The sequence below is a fragment of the Parvibaculum sp. genome (genome assembly GCF_045863935.1).
GTDB lineage: Bacteria > Pseudomonadota > Alphaproteobacteria > Parvibaculales > Parvibaculaceae > Parvibaculum.
Genome location: NZ_BTVP01000003.1, coordinates 96,606 through 113,423, shown reverse-complemented (window position 1 = coordinate 113,423; position 16,818 = coordinate 96,606). Strand labels below are relative to the sequence as shown.

Below are 16,818 nucleotides of genomic sequence, written 5' to 3'. Positions count from 1 at the left end.
GGCATGGCCATGACTGCATCGGAAATCGAGCGCCTCATCAGGGAAGCGATTCCCGATGCTGTTATCGATATCCGCGATCTGGCCGGCGATGGCGACCACTATGCCGCAAACGTCATCTCCGCTTCCTTCAAGGGCAAGACCCGCGTGCAGCAGCACCAGATGGTCTATGCGGCGCTGAAGGGCGGCATGGGAAACGAGCTTCACGCATTGGCGCTGCAGACGAGCGCGCCTCAGGATTGACCCGCCTCACGGCGAGAGGAGTTGAAGAGATGAGCGAAAATCCGGTTTTCGACCGCATCAAGAGCGAAGTGTCCAGCGAGGACGTCGTCCTCTTCATGAAGGGCACGCCCGTCTTTCCGCAATGCGGCTTCTCGAACGCCGTCGTGCAGGTGCTGACTTATCTCGGCGTCCCCTTCAAGGGCATCAACGTGCTGGAGGATGACGACATCCGCCAGGGCATCAAGGAATTCTCCGACTGGCCGACCATCCCGCAGCTCTATGTGAAGGGCGAATTCGTCGGCGGCTGCGACATCGTCCGCGAGATGTTCGAGCAGGGCGAACTGCGCGACTTCCTCGCCCAGAAGGGCGTCGAGACGGAAGCGGTGTAAGAGCTCGTACTCATACCCATCCCGTCATGACCCGCCCATATGATTTTAAAGGAGGGCGGGTCATCCACGTCTTTTTCTTTCTTGCGGCCAAAGACGTGGATGGCCCGGACAAGCCGGGCCATGACGAACTTGAGAGTAAATGAAAACAAAAAAGGCCCCGGATTTCCGGGGCCTTTTCGTTTGCTGTATCGCCCGCAGCGATTAGCTGCGCGAGTAGAATTCGATGACGAGGTTCGGTTCCATGTGCGCGGCGTAGGGAACATCCGCAAAGGCGGGCGTGCGCACGAACTTCGCAACCATCTTGTCGTGATCGACTTCGAGATAGTCCGGCGTGTCGCGCTCGGCGCTCTGCGCGGCTTCAAGAACGAGCGCAAGCTGCTTCGACTTCTCGCGAACCTCGATCACGTCGCCCTCGCGCACGCGGTAGCTCGGCACGTTGACGCGCTTGCCGTTCACGAGCACATGGCCGTGGCCCACGAACTGGCGGGCGGCGAAGACGGTCGGCACGAACTTCGCGCGGTAGACGACCGCGTCGAGACGGCGCTCCAGCAGGCCGATCAGGATCTCGCCCGTGTCGCCCTTCAGGCGGTCGGCTTCCTTGTAGATGCCGCGGAACTGCTTTTCGGAAATATTGCCGTAGAAACCCTTGAGCTTCTGCTTGGCGCGGAGCTGTACGCCAAAGTCGGAAAGCTTGCCCTTGCGGCGCTGTCCGTGCTGGCCGGGACCGTATTCGCGGCGGTTGACCGGGCTCTTCGGGCGACCCCAGATGTTTTCGCCCATCCGGCGGTCGATTTTGTACTTGGACTCCTGGCGCTTTGTCATCGCGATTTCCTTGGGTCAAAAGTTAAGGAAACGCGCCCTCCTTTGCCCTTTCGGGCCGACAGGGACCGGCTACAAGCGTCGCCTTTCCCACGGGTGCGTTCTAATGAAACCGGGCTCCCCCAAACAGATGGACGGGAGCCCGTGTTCGAGGCGGGTTTTAGCGCGGGGGACCGGGGGTGTCAAATGGGCCGGGGCTGGCCTATTCCGCCGGCCCTTCGCCCTTCGGATAGCGCCTCGTCAGCGCGGCGACCACGCCCCTGAGCGTCCGGACTTCCTGTTCGGTGAGCCTGGCGCGCTGGAACATGTTGCGAAGGTTCCGGATCATGGAAGGCCGCTTCTCCGGTGGCTTCAGGAAGCCGAAGCGGTCGAGTTCGCCTTCGAGATGCTCAAAAAAGCCGAGAAGCTCTTCCTTGTTCGCGGGCCGCGTCTGCTGGTACTCGATCCGTTCCGCCTCGGTCGCATCGCCCGCCTTGTGCCACTCATAGGACATGAGCAACACGCATTGGGCGAGGTTGAGCGAGGCAAAGGCCGGGTTCACCGGCACCATCATCAGCGCGTCGGCAAGCGCCAGATCGTCGTTTTCGAGGCCGGTGCGCTCCGGCCCGAAAAGGAGCCCCGCCCGACCGCCGCCCGCAAAGGCTTCCCGCATGCGCGCCGCCGCCGTTTCGGGCGTGAAGATCGGCTTCACCATGTCGCGGGCCCGCGCCGTGGTCGCCACGATATAATCGAGACCGGCAACCGCATCCGCCGTGCGGTCGAAGAGCTGCACATTGTCGATGACGATATCGGCGCCGGAAGCGGCCGCGCGGGCGCGCTCGTTCGGCCAGCCGTCGCGCGGGCGCACGATCCGGAGGTCCGTGAGGCCGAAATTGAGCATGGCGCGCGCCGCCGTGCCGATATTCTCGCCAAGCTGCGGCGCAACGAGAATGACGGCGGGCCCCGGCGAGGGGGCCGCAAGCTCATTTTTTGTGCGATCTGTTCCGGCCATGCCGCTCCGTCAATTCGGGTGGGGTAAAGCTGCCGCGCGGTCAATAAGCGATTGCCTGTCTTTAATCAATCGCCCCGCAATGTTATAGGGGTGTAGGCCGGTTTCAGGCCCCTCCGCGCAGCGCCCCAGTGTCTCCCTGCGCGCGCCCGTTGCTCGTATGTCACCTGTCGAAGGACCCCCCATGCCGAAGATCAAAGTCGCAAACCCCGTGGTCGATCTCGATGGCGATGAGATGACCCGGATCATCTGGCAAATGATCAAGGACAAGCTGATCTTCCCCTATCTGGACCTCGAACTCGACTATTACGACCTCGGCATGGAACACCGCGACGCCACCGACGACAAGGTGACGGTCGACGCCGCCGAAGCAATCAAACGGCACGGCGTGGGCGTGAAATGCGCCACCATCACGCCGGATGAAGCCCGCGTTACGGAATTCAAGCTCAAGAAGATGTGGAAGTCGCCGAACGGCACCATCCGCAACATCCTGGGCGGCACCGTCTTCCGCGAACCGATCATCTGCCGCAACATTCCCCGCCTCGTGCCCGGCTGGACGGAACCGATCGTGATTGGCCGCCACGCTTTCGGCGACCAGTACAAGGCCACCGACGTTCTCATTCCCGGCAAAGGCAAGCTCACGCTGAAATGGGTGTCGGAGGACGGCAAGGAGAGCATCGAGGAAGAAGTCTTCAACTTCCCCGGCGCAGGCGTCGCCATGGGCATGTACAACCTCGACGATTCGATCCGCGACTTCGCGCGCGCCTGCATGAAATACGGCCTCGACCGGAAATACCCGGTCTATCTTTCGACCAAGAACACGATCCTCAAGACCTATGACGGGCGCTTCAAGAATCTCTTCCAGGAAATCTACGAGAAGGAATTCAAGAGCGACTTCGACGCGGCGAAGATCACCTACGAGCATCGCCTGATCGATGACATGGTGGCCTCGGCGATGAAGTGGTCCGGCGGCTATCTCTGGGCCTGCAAGAACTACGACGGCGACGTGCAGTCGGACTCGGTCGCTCAGGGCTTCGGTTCGCTCGGCCTCATGACCTCCGTGCTGCTGACGCCCGATGGCGACATCATGGAAGCCGAAGCCGCCCACGGCACGGTGACGCGCCATTACCGCGCGCATCAGCGCGGCGAGGAAACCTCGACCAACTCCATCGCCTCGATCTTCGCCTGGACGCGCGGTCTTACGCATCGCGCCAAACTCGACGGCAACGACGCGCTGGCGGAGTTCGCGCACAAGCTCGAGAAGGTCTGCGTCTCGACGGTGGAGAGTGGCTACATGACGAAGGATCTCGCGCTCCTCGTCGGCTCCGAGCAGAAGTGGCTGTCGACGGAAGGCTTCCTCGACAAGGTAGCGAGCAATCTCGAAAAGGCGCTGGCGAAGGCAGGGTGATACCGCCTCTTCCGTACAACAAACCTAATTCGTCATGGCCCGGCTTGTCCGGGCCATCCACGTCTTTGGCGGCATCCTGAGAAGAAAGACGTGGATGACCCGCATAAAGCGGGTCATGACGGTTAATTGTATGGCCTTATGACATTGGCTGGATTGCGGCCTTTATGGCTTCGAACGCTTCATCCAGCCTCTCACCGTCTGGTCCGCCCGCTTGCGCCATATCAGGACGTCCGCCACCGCCCTTACCGCCAATATGCTGTGCCCCGATCTGGACCAGACCAACAGCATTGTTCGACGACATCAAATCCGCGCTGACACCAACTACGATTGCCGCTTTTCCGTCATCTCCCTTCGACGCAAGCGCAATGATTGTCGAGTCACTGTGTTGTCGACCGATCTCGTCGACGAGGCTCTTCAAATCTTTCGGGCTAACGCCCATTAATATGCGCGGTATGAACTTGATGCCGTGCACCATCTCAACCGGCGCTTCCGCCGCGCCGCCGGAGGCAGCGCCACCGCCCAGGGCGAGCTTCTTCTTCGCCTCGGCGAGCTCGCGCTCGAGACGCTTGCGCTCCTCCATCAGCGAGACGACGCGGGAGGGGAGATCTTCCGGGGCGATCTTGAGCGCACCCGCGGCTTCCTTCAGCGTCCGTTCCTGCTCCACGAGATAGCGCCGCGCGCCCTCGGCCGTCAGCGCCTCGATGCGGCGGATGCCGGACGCGACCGCGCTCTCGCTCACGATCTTGAAGATCGCGATGTCGCCGACGCGGCGCACATGCGTGCCGCCGCAGAGTTCGACCGAATAGGTGCCGTTGTCTTTCGCTTCGTCGAGACCCATCGCCAGCACACGAACCTCGTCGCCGTACTTCTCGCCGAAGAGCGCAAGCGCGCCCGCCGCGATAGCGTCGTCCGGCGTCATCAGCCGCGTCGAGACTTCCGCGTTCTGACGGATCACGCGGTTCACGATCGCCTCGACCTCGGCGATCTCTTCCGCCGTCATCGGCTTGGGGTGGCTGAAGTCGAAGCGCAGCCGTTCCGGCCCGACCATCGAACCCTTCTGCGTGACATGAGGTCCGAGCACGCGGCGCAGCGCCTCATGCAGCAGGTGCGTCGCCGAATGATTGGCGCGCGTCGCATCGCGCAGGCCTTTGTCGACCTTCATCTCGACGATGTCGCCGACGGCAAGCTCTCCGCGCGCAAGCTTGCCGAGATGCACATGCATGTCGCCGAGCTTCTTCACCGTATCGATGACGGGGAACTCCGCGCCATCCGCCGAGAAAATAATGCCCGTGTCGCCGACCTGGCCGCCGGATTCGCCGTAGAACGGCGTCTGGTTGGTGACGATTGCCGCCTCGTCTCCCGCCGCGATCTTCCCGACCGGTTTGCCGTCGACAAGAAGCGCGACGACCTGGCCTTCCGCGATTTCCGATTCATAGCCGAGGAATTCAGTGGCGCCTGCCTTCTCGCGCAACTCGAACCAGACAGCTTCCGTCGCCTTTTCGCCCGACCCCACCCATGCTGCGCGCGCATCCTGGCGCTGCTTCGCCATCGCCGCATCGAAGCCCGTCTGATCGACGCGCAAGCCGCGCGAGCGCAGCGCATCCTGCGTCAGGTCGAGCGGGAAGCCATAGGTGTCGTAGAGCTTGAAGGCGACCTCGCCGGGCAGCACGCTTTTGCCGCCAAGCGCCTCGACCTCTTCGTCGAGAAGTTTCAAACCGCGCGCGAGCGTATCGCGGAAGCGCGTCTCCTCGAGCTTCAGCGTCTCGGTGACAAGCGCTTCAGCGCGGCGGAGCTCCGGATAGGCATCGCCCATCTGGCGAACGAGCGCCGGCACCAGCCGGTACATCAGCGGCTCGGCCACGCCGACGATCTGCGCATGGCGCATGGCGCGGCGCATGATCCGGCGAAGCACATAGCCCCTGCCCTCGTTGGAGGGCATCACGCCATCGGCGATGAGGAAGGAAGACGAGCGCAGATGATCCGCGATAACCCGGTGGCTCACCGAATGGGGACCGTCGGGATCGGAATTCGACGCATCGGCGGACGCCACGATCAGCGACCGCATCAGATCGGTCGAGTAGTTGTCATGCGTGCCCTGAAGCACCGCCGCGATCCGCTCGAGGCCCATGCCCGTGTCGATCGAGGGCTTGGGAAGCGGCGTCCGCGAGCCGTCGCCATGCTGCTCATACTGCATGAAGACGAGGTTCCAGATTTCGATAAACCGGTCGCCATCCTCGTCCGGGCTGCCGGGCGGGCCGCCGGGGACTCTTTCCCCGTGATCGTAGAAGATTTCCGAGTTCGGGCCGCAGGGACCGGTGTCGCCCATCTGCCAGAAGTTCGACTTGGCGCCGAGCCGGACGATCTTGTCGTCCGAAAGCCCGGCAATCTTCTTCCAGAGCCCGTGCGCCTCGTCGTCATCCTCATAGATCGTCACCATGAGGCGGCTTTCCGGCAGCGCGAATTCCTTCGTGATCAGGTCCCAGGCGAATTTGATCGCCTCTTCCTTGTAGTAATCGCCGAAAGAGAAGTTGCCGAGCATCTCGAAAAAGGTGTGGTGGCGCGCCGTATAGCCCACATTGTCGAGATCGTTGTGCTTGCCGCCTGCGCGCACACATTTCTGGGCGCTGGCCGCGCGGCGGTAGGGCCGCGTCTCCTGGCCGGTGAAGACGTTCTTGAAGGGCACCATGCCGGCATTGGTGAAGAGCAGCGTCGGGTCGTTATTCGGCACGAGCGGACCCGACGGCACGACTTCGTGGCCCTCGTGCCGGAAGAACTCCAGGAACTTGTGTCGGATATCGTTGAGGCCGGCCATCTCGCTTGCGCTTCCGCTCTTGGAACCCTCGGGAGGACATTCTGGCGGGCGCCTCGCGCCCCTATCCGCCCGGTTCCATTAACAAATACAGGTGCCAGCTTTTACCTGTCGCCCTCCCGGCTGTCCAGAATGGGCCCTGGAAAAGGGCATGGAAACGGGCTGCGGCGAAAAGGCGTGTTCCAAAGGAAAACGGCGCCGGAGGGTACCCGGCGCCGTTCTTATGCCCGGCCAAACGAACCGAAGCAGAGAAATCCGTCAAAGGGCAGTCTCGCCCGCCCGGCGGCGCCTGTCAGGCGCTCGCCTCCATGTCATCCGCATCGCCGTCATCGTCGCTCTCGGCGCCGGCCGGCATTTCCATGATCTTCTCGGCGATGAGACCCGCATTCTGGCGGATCGCCTGCTCGATCTCGGCGGCAATATCGGGATTGTCCTTGAGGAACTGTTTGGCGTTCTCGCGGCCTTGCCCCACGCGCTGGCTGTTATAGGAGAACCAGGAGCCGGACTTCTCGACGATGCCCGCCTTGACGCCCAGATCGACCAGTTCGCCCGTTTTCGAGATGCCTTCGCCATACATGATGTCGAATTCGACCTGCTTGAAGGGCGGCGCAACCTTGTTCTTGACGACCTTCACGCGGGTCTGGTTGCCGACCACTTCCTCGCGCTCCTTGATCGCGCCGATGCGACGGATGTCGAGGCGGACGGAAGCGTAAAACTTCAGCGCATTGCCGCCCGTCGTCGTCTCCGGGCTGCCGAACATCACGCCGATCTTCATGCGGATCTGGTTGATGAAGATGACCATCGTGTTCGACTTGGAAATCGAACCGGTAAGCTTGCGAAGCGCCTGGCTCATGAGCCGCGCCTGAAGGCCCGGCAGGCTATCGCCCATTTCGCCTTCGAGTTCGGCCTTGGGCGTCAGCGCCGCCACCGAGTCGACGACGAGAATATCCACGGCACCGGACCGCACCAGCGTGTCGGCGATTTCGAGCGCCTGCTCGCCCGTGTCGGGCTGCGAGATCAGGAGATCGTCGAGCTGCACGCCGAGCTTGCGGGCATAGACGGGGTCGAGCGCATGCTCCGCATCAATGAAAGCACAGACGCCGCCACCCTTCTGCGCTTCGGCGATGGTCTGGAGCGCGAGCGTCGTCTTGCCCGACGATTCCGGCCCGTAGATCTCGATGACGCGGCCGCGGGGCAGACCGCCAATGCCGAGCGCGATATCGAGCCCGAGCGAGCCGGTGGAAATCGATTCAATCTCCACCACCTGCTCGTTCTTGCCGAGCCGCATGATGGAGCCCTTGCCGAACGAGCGCTCGATCTGGCTGAGCGCGGCGTCCAGCGCCTTCTTCTTGTCGGAATCGTCTTTCACGAGGCTCACTACATTCTTGGACATGACCGATTTCCCCTTATTCCATTGCTCGCCGAGTCGCGCAACGCGCCGTTCGTCTATGACGGTTAATGTACTTATTTTGTTCTCATTGGCAACGGAAAATTCAAGTCTTTGAGAACAAAGGGAAATTCAGTTCATGTTCGTGTGACGTTCCGCTTCCGCAGCAGCCTGCGCACCGTGCGTTACTACGGTTCCCCCCGCCCTCGCCGTCCGGGCGCCCGGCGCAACGCCGGAAACGGGCACAGCGGTTCCCCGCGCGGGCTTCCGGTCCCAGGCATGCGTCCAGTCGTGGATCGTCGCCCCTTCCGCCTCGAGGATCGGCCGCATCTCGTGGAAGGCAAGGCCGATCCGGTGGAACGGGATGCGCGGGAAGAGGTGATGGATCAGGTGATAGGTCTGGTACATGTCGAGCACCGTCACCAGCCGGTGGATGGCGCGCGGCAGCAGGAAGACGCCGGAATCCGTGTAGCGCTCCTGCGAGAGGTGCGGCCGGTGCGGCAAGTAATTGAAGATGAGCCCGATCAGCGCGACGTTGAGAAAGGTCGGCACGATCCAGAGCATCGCCATCTCGACGCCGAACCCATAGACGAAACCGACGGCGAGCAGGCTCCAGGCCGCGAAGTGATGCGCGCCCGCAATGAGATAGGGCCGCCGGAGCGCCTTGTCCTTCCACATCCCCATCCGCGTCATCATGTAGACATAGTGAGGCGTCTGCGTGAAGAAGCGCAGGACCAGCAAAAGCGGGTTGCGCCCCGCGCACCACGTGTCGGGATCGCGTTCGAAATCGTTGGTATAGCGGTGATGCGCGAGATGCATCACATCGTAACCGCGATAGGGAATGAGCGTCAGGATGCCGCCGACCCAGGCGAGCAGGTCGTTCAGCCATTTGAAGCGCTTGTCGTCGCCGCAAATCCCATCATGGATGCCGTCATGCACGGCCATGAACTGCATCAACAGGAGATAGCCGTTGACGAACATGGCGGCCCACATGGGCCAGAGCCCGGTGAGCGCCGCCGCGCTGGAGACGGCAAGCCCCGCCAGCGAGCCGAGCGAGACGAAAACGGTCGGCCAGGCGACATGCCCCATATGCCGCCGCGCGATGGCAAGCGCCGCGCGATGGTTCTCCGCGCTCGTGCGCGCGGGCCGCGAGCTCTCAGGGCTCAGATCGCTCAGATGGTCGACGGACATCGTTCGGGCCCCCGCTTCAGCGTGTCATACCGGCACAAAATACACCCGCCACCCGGGTGAAACCAGTATTGCATGGCAGCTTTCATGCCATGCGCGGCAATGCCGCACAGCGCTCCGGGGAACGAGGCGCCTGCCCGCCGCTCACTTGGCGTCCATGACTTCCTTCACGGCGGCGGCAAGCTGCTTCAGGGAGAAGGGCTTCGGCAGGAAATGGAACTCCTGATCGGGATCGAGATTCTTCGCAAAGGCGTCTTCGGCATAGCCCGAGACGAAGATGATCGGGATGCCCGGCAGCAGGCCTTTCAGCTCCTTCGCCATGGTCGGCCCGTCCATGTTGGGCATGACGACGTCCGAGACGACGAGATCGATGCGGCCTTCGTGCCCGCGCACGACATCGAGCGCCACCTCGCCGCTTTCGGCCTGCAACACCTCGTATCCACGGGTGCCGAGCGCCCGCGCGGCGAAGGTGCGCACGGCGTCCTCGTCCTCGACCAGGAGAATAGTGCCCTTGCCGGTGAGGTCCGTCGCTTCCGGCACCGCAGCCACGGTCGCCGCTTCCGCCGCCTTGTCGGCCGCGGTCTCGATGTAACGCGGCAGATAGATGCGGAAGGTCGTCCCCTTCCCTATCGTCGAATAGGGGAAGATGAAGCCGCCGGTCTGCTTGATGATGCCGTAGACGGTGGAAAGGCCGAGCCCCGTCCCCTTGGAGGGATCCTTCGTCGTGAAGAAGGGCTCGAAGATTTTCCCGAGATTTTCCTTCGGAATGCCGGTGCCCGTATCGCCCACCTCGATCAGCACATATTCGCCATGCGGCATCAGCGGGTGATCGAGCGCCCGGCTGTCCGCCTCCGATACGTTGGCCGTGCGGATGGTGAGCCGCCCGCCATCCGGCATCGCATCGCGCGCATTGACGGCGAGATTGATGATCACCTGCTCGAGCTGGTTCTGGTCGACCTTCACGAGGCCAAGCTCTCGCCCGTGAACGATCTTGAGTTCGACCTTCTCGGTCAGGAGCCGTGCGAGCAGGTTCTGCAGCTCCGCCAGAGCGTCGGTCAGCGAAAGAACCTTGGGCCGCAGCGTCTGCCGCCGCGAAAAAGCGAGGAGCTGCCGCGTCAGATTGGCAGCGCGGTTTGCGTTCTGCTTGATCTGCACGACGTCGGCGAAGGAAGGATCGCCCGCCTGGTGCCGCGCGAGCAACAGGTCGCAGAAACCGATGATCGCGGTGAGAAGATTGTTGAAGTCATGCGCCACGCCGCCCGCGAGCTGGCCCACCGCCTGCATCTTCTGCGACTGCGCGAATTGCAGCTCCAGCGACTTCTGCTCCGTCGCATCGATCATGTAGACCACGATGCCCGCCCCCGCGCCCGTGTCCACGCGCGAGGCGTAAAGCTGACCGACGCGATCCGGGCTGCGCGCAAGCCGCACATCTATGGGCGCTGCCGAGAATTGCCCCCCACGCGCATTCGCGACCGCCTCGTCGACCGCCGGGCGGTCTTCCTCGAGGAGGAGCGAGGTCAATTGCGTCCCCCGCTCCACGCCATCCCCCACATAGGCGACGAAGGAACGGTTCGCGTTGTCGATCCGGCCTTCGCCATCGATGGTCGCAATACCGATCGGCGCATTGTTGAAGAAACGGGCGAAGCGCATTTCCGCGTCCCGCGCTGTCTCCTCCGCCTTGTCGCCCGTTGTCCGGGTCAGCACCAGCGCGAAGACACGCGGCGGCCGCTTGCCGGTCGACGGTACGCGTGAACGCAGGATGCGAACTGGAATTGCCTTGCCGTCGGCGCCTTTCAGGTCGACGTCGAGCGGTGGCATCGTCTCATCGTCGCCAACAGAGCCATCCGCCAGCGCCGGAACCTCGCCAAGCGCAAGTTCGGAGAGTTTCGTTTTCCGTTCGGTCAGCCTTTCCGGAACCACGCCGAGCCAGGAGGCAAGCCGGGAATTCATGAAGATGAGGACGCCGTCCTCGTTGGCCGCGAAGAAACCGAACGGCGCATGCTCGATATAGGACAGAGACCGCAAATGCGTGCGTTCGGCGATCTCGACCCGCTCGCGCTCGCTCGTCATGTCGCGAAGCAGCCAGACCGCGCCGCCCGAGGCCCCGCTGAGTGGGCGAACCACCGCACGATAGGTGCGCTGCGCGTTGGGCGGCCCGATGCGGACGTCTTCTTCAGCGGCAAATCCCGTCCGTGCCGCCTGCGCAAGCCGGAAGGAGGCCTCCGCCCCCTCGCCCCGGCCCGAGAGCAACCGTTCGACCGGAACGGTCCTGCCGCCGTCGAAGCCGCCCGAGAGCGAGCGGTAGGCCTCGTTGGCGAAAAGCACCGCGCCGCGCCTGTCGGTCACATAGCAGGGATCGGGCAGCGCCGTCAGAGCGTCCGCCGCCGCAAGCGGCGCACGGCTGAGCGTCTCGGAACTGGTGCCGGAAAGACCGTAGAGAACGGCGGCGGCAATGGCGACAAGACCGAGCGCCGTAAGCGCCCCCGGCATGCCGAAGGCCTGCACGCCCAGCGTATCGAGGAGAGCCAGCACGAAACCGAGCGCAAGCGCTCCGATGACGACCCAGCGCCGCGCAGGCAGCGACCATTGCGCATCCTCGCGCGCTGCGGCGGCATCCATGCCGTCCGCGCCGCTATCGGCAAGATCGGCCGGCGTCTCGGCCATGTCCTACTCCTGCTGTGCCCGCCCCTCCGGCATGCGGGAACTCCGCGCCGGCGCACATCACCTCACCCCGGCCGAATCATCTCCGGCCGCTTCGGCTCATCTTAGCCTTAAGACGCATGACATAGCCAATAACCTCCGCGACCGCCTTGTAGTGCTCGGGTTTGATCTCCTCGTCGATCTGCACGGTCGCGTGGAGCGCGCGGGCGAGCGGCGGATTTTCGATGATCGGAATGTCATGTTCCTGGCCAACTTCGCGGATTCTGAAGGCAACAGCGTCGACGCCCTTGGCCACCACGACCGGCGCGCCCATGCCCTGCTCGTATTTGAGGGCCACGGCATAGTGGGTCGGGTTGGTGATGATGACGGTGGCGGTCGGCACGGCGGCCATCATGCGCTTGCGGCCGCGCTCCACCCGGATCTGGCGCAGTTTCGCCTTCACCGTGGGATCGCCTTCCATCTGTTTGTACTCGTCCTTCACTTCCTGGATGGACATGCGCTGCTTCTTCATCCATTGCATCCGCTCGAACAGGTAGTCGAGCGCCGCAACGATGGTCATGACCGCGATCACGCCCGCAAACATCTTGAGGGCCATGGCTTGAACGAGCGGCAGGAGCTGCGCGATATCCCAGGTCATCATCAGCGCAAGCCGGTCGCGCTCCGGCCAGACGATCAGGAACGAGACCGTGCCCACCACGCAGAGCTTCACGATGCCCTTCGCAAGGTTCATGAGGCTCTTCGGCCCGAAGAGACGCTTCAGTCCCTCCTTCGGTGAAATCTTGGAGAGCTTCGGCTTCATGTTCTCGGCCGTAAAGACCGGTGCGTTCTGAATGAGATGTCCGAAAAGCGCCGCACCGACGAGAATGGCAAGCGGTGCAATCACCGCGCCGAAGGCGTCCTGCCCGACCGAGAGCCATATGCGTCTCAGGTGCTCGGCATCCATCGGAATGGCATCGGGCTGCGCGAGAAAGACCTTGAGGGAGCCCGCGAGCGAACTCGCGGTCGCGGGGGCAAGAAGCGCAATGGCGACGGCCCCGCCCATCATCACGAACCAGGTGCTGATCTCCTGGCTCTTGACGACGTCGCCCTTCTTCTGGGCTTCGTCCAGTTTTCGTTGTGTTGGTTCTTCTGTTTTTTCTGAATCGTCCTGGTCCGACACGGCGCGCTCTCCCCGCTAACCGGCGAACATGGAAACGGACTGCTCGAAGCCCTGCAGGAACCACGTCATCATGGCGCCGAGCAGGAAAAGCAGCAGGAAGAAGCCGAGCATGATGTTGGCCGGCATCGCGATGAAGAAAATCTGGATCTGGGGCATCAGCCTCGAAAGAATGCCGATACCGACATAGAAAATGAGACCGAAAACGAGGAAGGGCGCCGCGAGCTGCAACCCGATCCGGAAGGCGCTCGAGACGAGCTTCACCGCCATCTGCGAAAAATCGCCGACGGGAATGGCCTGTCCGGGCACGAAAAGTTCGTAGCTGTCGCGCATGGCGGCAATCATCAGGTGGTCGAGATTGGTCGCGAAAATGAGCGTCACGGCGAGCAACGACAGGAAGTTGGCGATGAGGACGCCCTGCTGCCCCTGCGTCGGGTCGACGTTCTGCGCGAAGGCAAGGCTCATCTGCAGGGCGATGATGTTACCCGCGACATGAAGCGCGCTCATGATGATCCGCGCCGCGCCGCCGATGAAGAGGCCGATGGCAATTTCCGTAATGACGATGAAGGCGAGCGCCGGAACCGTGCCCGGTATCGGCCCGTAGGACGCGGCGACAAGCGGCATCATCACCATCGACAGAAGCAGCGCCAGCACCAGCCGCGCCTGCGCGGGAATGCTCGTCTCGCCGAGCGCCGGCAGCAGCATGATCATCGCCGCGAGCCGCGAGAAGATCAGCATGAAGGTGAAAGCCGTTTGCGGCAGGAAGTCGACCGTGATCATGGAATGCGGCGTCCGCTGCTAACCGGTCACGATCTTCTGCGCGACGAGGTTCATGAAGCCGCTCAGCGATTGCGCCATGAAGGGTAGTGCAATCAGCAGCGTCAGAAAGATCGCCACGATCTTCGGCACGAAGACGAGGGTCATTTCCTGAACCTGCGTCAGCGCCTGCAAAAGCGCGATCGCAAGGCCCACAACAAGCGCGACCACCATCATCGGCGCCGAAACCTCGAGCTGCACATAAATCGCCTGCCGCGCGAGGTCGAGAATTTCAGGTCCCGTCATTTTTGTTATTTGCCCCCGTCGCTGCCGTCAGATCGGCATGCGCATGATTTCCTGATAAGCCGTGATGACCTTGTCTCGCACGGTCACAACCGTTTGCAGCGTCGTCTCGGCCTCGGCCACCGCCGTCACCACGTCGACGATGTTGCCGCTGGTGCCGCCCGTAACGGCCGCCATCTTCTGTTCGCCACCCTTGGACGTCTCGACGCTTTCGTTGATCGCCTGCTTCAGCATGTCGCCGAAGCCGCCGGCTGCATCCTTTGCGGCGCCGGCCTGCGGCGTCTGGTTGCCGGAGCCCATCCCCGCGGCGCGGGCATAGGCGTTGAGCACTGTCGATGCCGGAATGGTCGTCATGTCGCTCGAGCTCCCCTCGCTTCAGCCGTCACTTGCGCAGAATGTCGATCGTCTGCGAGATCATGCGGCGGGATGCCTGGATGAGATTGAGGTTGGCCTCGTAGCTGCGCTGCGCCTCGCGCATGTCCATGGCCTCGATCATGCCGTTGACGTTCGGCGTCTTGACGTAGCCGTTCTCGTCGGCGCCCGGATGACCCGGCATGTATTTGAGGCCGAATTCGGCATTGTCGCGCACCGGCCGGCCGAGCGTCACGGTATGCGCGCCGATCTCCCGGTTGAGCTTGTCCTCGAAAGTCACGATCTTGCGCTGGTAGGGATCGCCGCCCGGAACGCGCGCGGTCGAATCCGCATTCGCGATGTTTTCGGCGATGACGCGCATGCGCCCGCTCTGGGCCTTGAGCCCGGAGGCCGCCACCATCATCGATTTGATCAGGTCCATGGCGCTCATGTTGCGTCTCTCCCTTTCAGTCCGTCTCAGCTACGGCCGAGTGCGATCTTGATGAGCTCGAGGCTCTTCGAATAAAGGCCGGTCACCGTCTGGTAATCCATCTGGTTCTGCGCGACCTTGATCATCTGGTCTTCCAGCACCACGGAATTGCCCGTGGGCGAGGTCTCGAAATCGGGCTGCTTGATGACTTCCCCGCCCGTCGCCTGGCCGGTGTGAAAGCTCCGTCCGCCGCCCGTCACCGGACTGCCGATATGGCCTGCCTGCGTTGCAGCGGGACGAAGCGCAAGGCCGCTCCGCTCCATCATCGTGCCGAAATCGAGTTGCTTGAGGTCGCGCGCCGTATAGCCCGGCGTGTCGGCATTGGCGACGTTCTGCGCGAGCACCTGCTGCCGCGCGGTCAGCCACTGCATCCGCTGCTTCATCATTTCGAAGATGGGAAGATCGCCGATTGCCATCGCCCGCGTGCCCCCGCGACCGGCTCTCCGAACACTCATTCTGAGCGATCAAACGGCCGGAACTAGAAGCCACGCATTCCTTGGCGGCAGGGTCGAGTGTTGCGCCCGAGCGTTAAGATCGTGCTAACGCGGCAAGAATGACCCGGTTCGTTCACAAACGGGTAACCAGAGAAGCGCCCGGATTCTCCCGCCCTTAACCCGGCATTAAGCGTGACGCGGCAAATTCTTCCCCATGACGGACGGTCTCTGGCCGTTTCCTGTGGGGGTAAATCCAATATGGACTTCTCGGAAATCTTCCGGTTCGTTGCGGCACTTGCATTCATCCTTGGGCTGATCGGTGTCTGCGCGATCCTCGCGCGCAAGTTCGGTCTGGTGCCCGGCGTCTCCGCCGTCGGCGGTCAGCGCCGCCTCGGCATCGTCGAGGTGAAGTCTGTCGACGCGAAGCATCGTCTTCTGCTGATCCGCCGGGACGGCAAGGAGCACCTGATCCTGACTGGCGGTGAACATCCCCTCCTCATCGAGGCAGGTATCGACGCCCCCCTCCCCGTCGAAACGGAACAGACCGAGACGGGCGCAACCGCGCCGGCTCAGATGGCGCTGCCGGCGCATGTCGTCCAGTTCCAGCGCATCGTGGAATTCATCAAGGAGCGCCGCGCGTGATCGCCCCCCGAAAAATTATGTCCTGGAAAATCATCGCTGTCATGAAGGTGGTCAACTTCTCGCGTCTCGCCAGCGTCCTCGGCCTCGTGGCGCTGAGCTTCGCCTTCGCGCATCCGGCCGCCGCCGAAACGATCCAGGTCGACCTTTCGGACGGGCTCGGCCTCACCGATCATGTCGTCCAGATCGTCGCGCTCGTCACGATCCTCAGCCTCGCGCCGTCGATCCTCATCATGGTGACGTCTTTCGTCCGCATCATCGTGGTGCTCGGCCTCCTGCGCACGGCGCTCGGCATGCAGCAGTCGCCGCCGAATGCGGTGCTGGTCAGCCTTGCGCTCTTCCTCACCGCCTTCGTCATGATGCCGACCTTCACCGCCGCCTATGAAGACGGCGTCGAACCGCTGATGAACCAGCAGATGGAAACGGGCGAAGCCTTCGATCGCGCCAGCGTGCCCTTCAAGGCTTTCATGCTGAAGCAGGTCCGCAAGGCCGATCTGCAGCTCTTCGTCGACCTTTCCAACGCGCCCGAACCCGAACAGGCCGAGGAAATCGGCCTTCAGGTGCTGGTTCCCGCCTTCATGATCAGCGAGCTCCGCCGCGCCTTCGAAATCGGCTTCCTCGTCTTCCTGCCCTTCATCGTGATCGACATGGTGGTTGCCTCCGTCCTCATGTCGATGGGCATGATGATGCTGCCACCGGTCATCATCTCGCTGCCCTTCAAGCTGATCTTCTTCGTCCTGGTGGATGGCTGGTCGCTGATTGCCGGCAGCCTGGTGCAGAGCTTCGGCACCTGAGGAAGCGGACGAAGCCTTTGCCGGCGC

Annotated in this window: 17 protein-coding genes; 5 read left to right on the top strand and 12 right to left on the bottom strand. The window is 62.9% G+C overall.

The annotated features are described in order from the left end of the window. The first annotated feature begins 3 nt into the window (after positions 1-3). On the top strand, positions 4-240 hold the full coding sequence (locus ACKUUH_RS02575) for a BolA family protein (protein WP_407948289.1): 237 nt from the start codon (positions 4-6) through the stop codon (positions 238-240). A gap of 29 nt (positions 241-269) precedes the next feature. Next, positions 270-608, top strand: a complete 339-nt coding sequence (grxD, locus tag ACKUUH_RS02570) for a Grx4 family monothiol glutaredoxin (RefSeq protein WP_407948288.1) — start codon at positions 270-272, stop codon at positions 606-608. A gap of 201 nt (positions 609-809) precedes the next feature. On the opposite strand, the gene rpsD is transcribed toward grxD, so the two are convergent. Further along, positions 810-1,430, bottom strand: a complete 621-nt coding sequence (gene rpsD, locus ACKUUH_RS02565) for a 30S ribosomal protein S4 (protein ID WP_322313891.1) — start codon at positions 1,428-1,430, stop codon at positions 810-812. Positions 1,431-1,629: 199 nt separating this feature from the next. After that, a complete protein-coding gene (locus tag ACKUUH_RS02560) occupies positions 1,630-2,418 on the bottom strand; it encodes an RNA methyltransferase (RefSeq protein ID WP_407948287.1) in 789 nt (262 codons plus the stop codon). A gap of 181 nt (positions 2,419-2,599) precedes the next feature. Between ACKUUH_RS02560 and ACKUUH_RS02555 the strand changes: the two genes are divergently transcribed. Next, positions 2,600-3,823: an NADP-dependent isocitrate dehydrogenase gene (locus tag ACKUUH_RS02555; RefSeq protein WP_407948286.1), complete on the top strand. Its 1,224-nt coding sequence runs from the start codon at positions 2,600-2,602 to the stop codon at positions 3,821-3,823. A gap of 136 nt (positions 3,824-3,959) precedes the next feature. On the opposite strand, the gene alaS is transcribed toward ACKUUH_RS02555, so the two are convergent. The 10 genes from alaS to flgB all read right to left on the bottom strand — a co-directional run bounded on the left by alaS (position 3,960) and on the right by flgB (position 15,340). Beyond that, positions 3,960-6,635 (bottom strand): alanine--tRNA ligase, encoded by a 2,676-nt coding sequence (gene alaS, locus ACKUUH_RS02550; protein WP_407948285.1) that lies wholly within the window; start codon positions 6,633-6,635, stop codon positions 3,960-3,962. Between the two features lie 289 nt (positions 6,636-6,924). Next, a complete protein-coding gene (gene recA / locus ACKUUH_RS02545) occupies positions 6,925-8,025 on the bottom strand; it encodes a recombinase RecA (RefSeq protein ID WP_407948284.1) in 1,101 nt (366 codons plus the stop codon). Positions 8,026-8,151: 126 nt separating this feature from the next. Further along, positions 8,152-9,210, bottom strand: a complete 1,059-nt coding sequence (locus tag ACKUUH_RS02540; RefSeq protein ID WP_407948283.1) for a fatty acid desaturase family protein — start codon at positions 9,208-9,210, stop codon at positions 8,152-8,154. Between the two features lie 141 nt (positions 9,211-9,351). Beyond that, complete coding sequence (locus tag ACKUUH_RS02535) at positions 9,352-11,871, bottom strand: ATP-binding protein (protein ID WP_407948282.1); 2,520 nt, start codon at positions 11,869-11,871, stop codon at positions 9,352-9,354. A gap of 76 nt (positions 11,872-11,947) precedes the next feature. Beyond that, on the bottom strand, positions 11,948-13,027 hold the full coding sequence (gene flhB / locus ACKUUH_RS02530; protein ID WP_407948281.1) for a flagellar biosynthesis protein FlhB: 1,080 nt from the start codon (positions 13,025-13,027) through the stop codon (positions 11,948-11,950). Positions 13,028-13,042: 15 nt separating this feature from the next. Continuing rightward, on the bottom strand, positions 13,043-13,804 hold the full coding sequence (gene fliR, locus ACKUUH_RS02525) for a flagellar biosynthetic protein FliR (protein WP_407948280.1): 762 nt from the start codon (positions 13,802-13,804) through the stop codon (positions 13,043-13,045). Between the two features lie 18 nt (positions 13,805-13,822). Beyond that, positions 13,823-14,086 carry a flagellar biosynthesis protein FliQ gene (gene fliQ / locus ACKUUH_RS02520; protein WP_407948279.1) on the bottom strand — a complete coding sequence of 88 codons (264 nt, stop codon included), beginning with the start codon at positions 14,084-14,086 and terminating at the stop codon, positions 13,823-13,825. A 27-nt stretch (positions 14,087-14,113) separates the two neighbouring features. Beyond that, a complete protein-coding gene (fliE, locus tag ACKUUH_RS02515; protein ID WP_407948278.1) occupies positions 14,114-14,437 on the bottom strand; it encodes a flagellar hook-basal body complex protein FliE in 324 nt (107 codons plus the stop codon). Between the two features lie 28 nt (positions 14,438-14,465). Continuing rightward, positions 14,466-14,876: a flagellar basal body rod protein FlgC gene (gene flgC, locus ACKUUH_RS02510; protein ID WP_407948311.1), complete on the bottom strand. Its 411-nt coding sequence runs from the start codon at positions 14,874-14,876 to the stop codon at positions 14,466-14,468. A 35-nt stretch (positions 14,877-14,911) separates the two neighbouring features. Next, positions 14,912-15,340: a flagellar basal body rod protein FlgB gene (flgB, locus tag ACKUUH_RS02505; protein WP_407948277.1), complete on the bottom strand. Its 429-nt coding sequence runs from the start codon at positions 15,338-15,340 to the stop codon at positions 14,912-14,914. A gap of 276 nt (positions 15,341-15,616) precedes the next feature. Here flgB and ACKUUH_RS02500 point away from each other — a divergent pair, with 276 nt between their 5' ends. Continuing rightward, positions 15,617-16,000, top strand: a complete 384-nt coding sequence (locus ACKUUH_RS02500; protein WP_407948276.1) for a hypothetical protein — start codon at positions 15,617-15,619, stop codon at positions 15,998-16,000. 17 nt (positions 16,001-16,017) lie between these two features. Beyond that, positions 16,018-16,791 (top strand): flagellar type III secretion system pore protein FliP, encoded by a 774-nt coding sequence (gene fliP, locus ACKUUH_RS02495; protein ID WP_407948275.1) that lies wholly within the window; start codon positions 16,018-16,020, stop codon positions 16,789-16,791. Positions 16,792-16,818 lie beyond the last annotated feature (27 nt).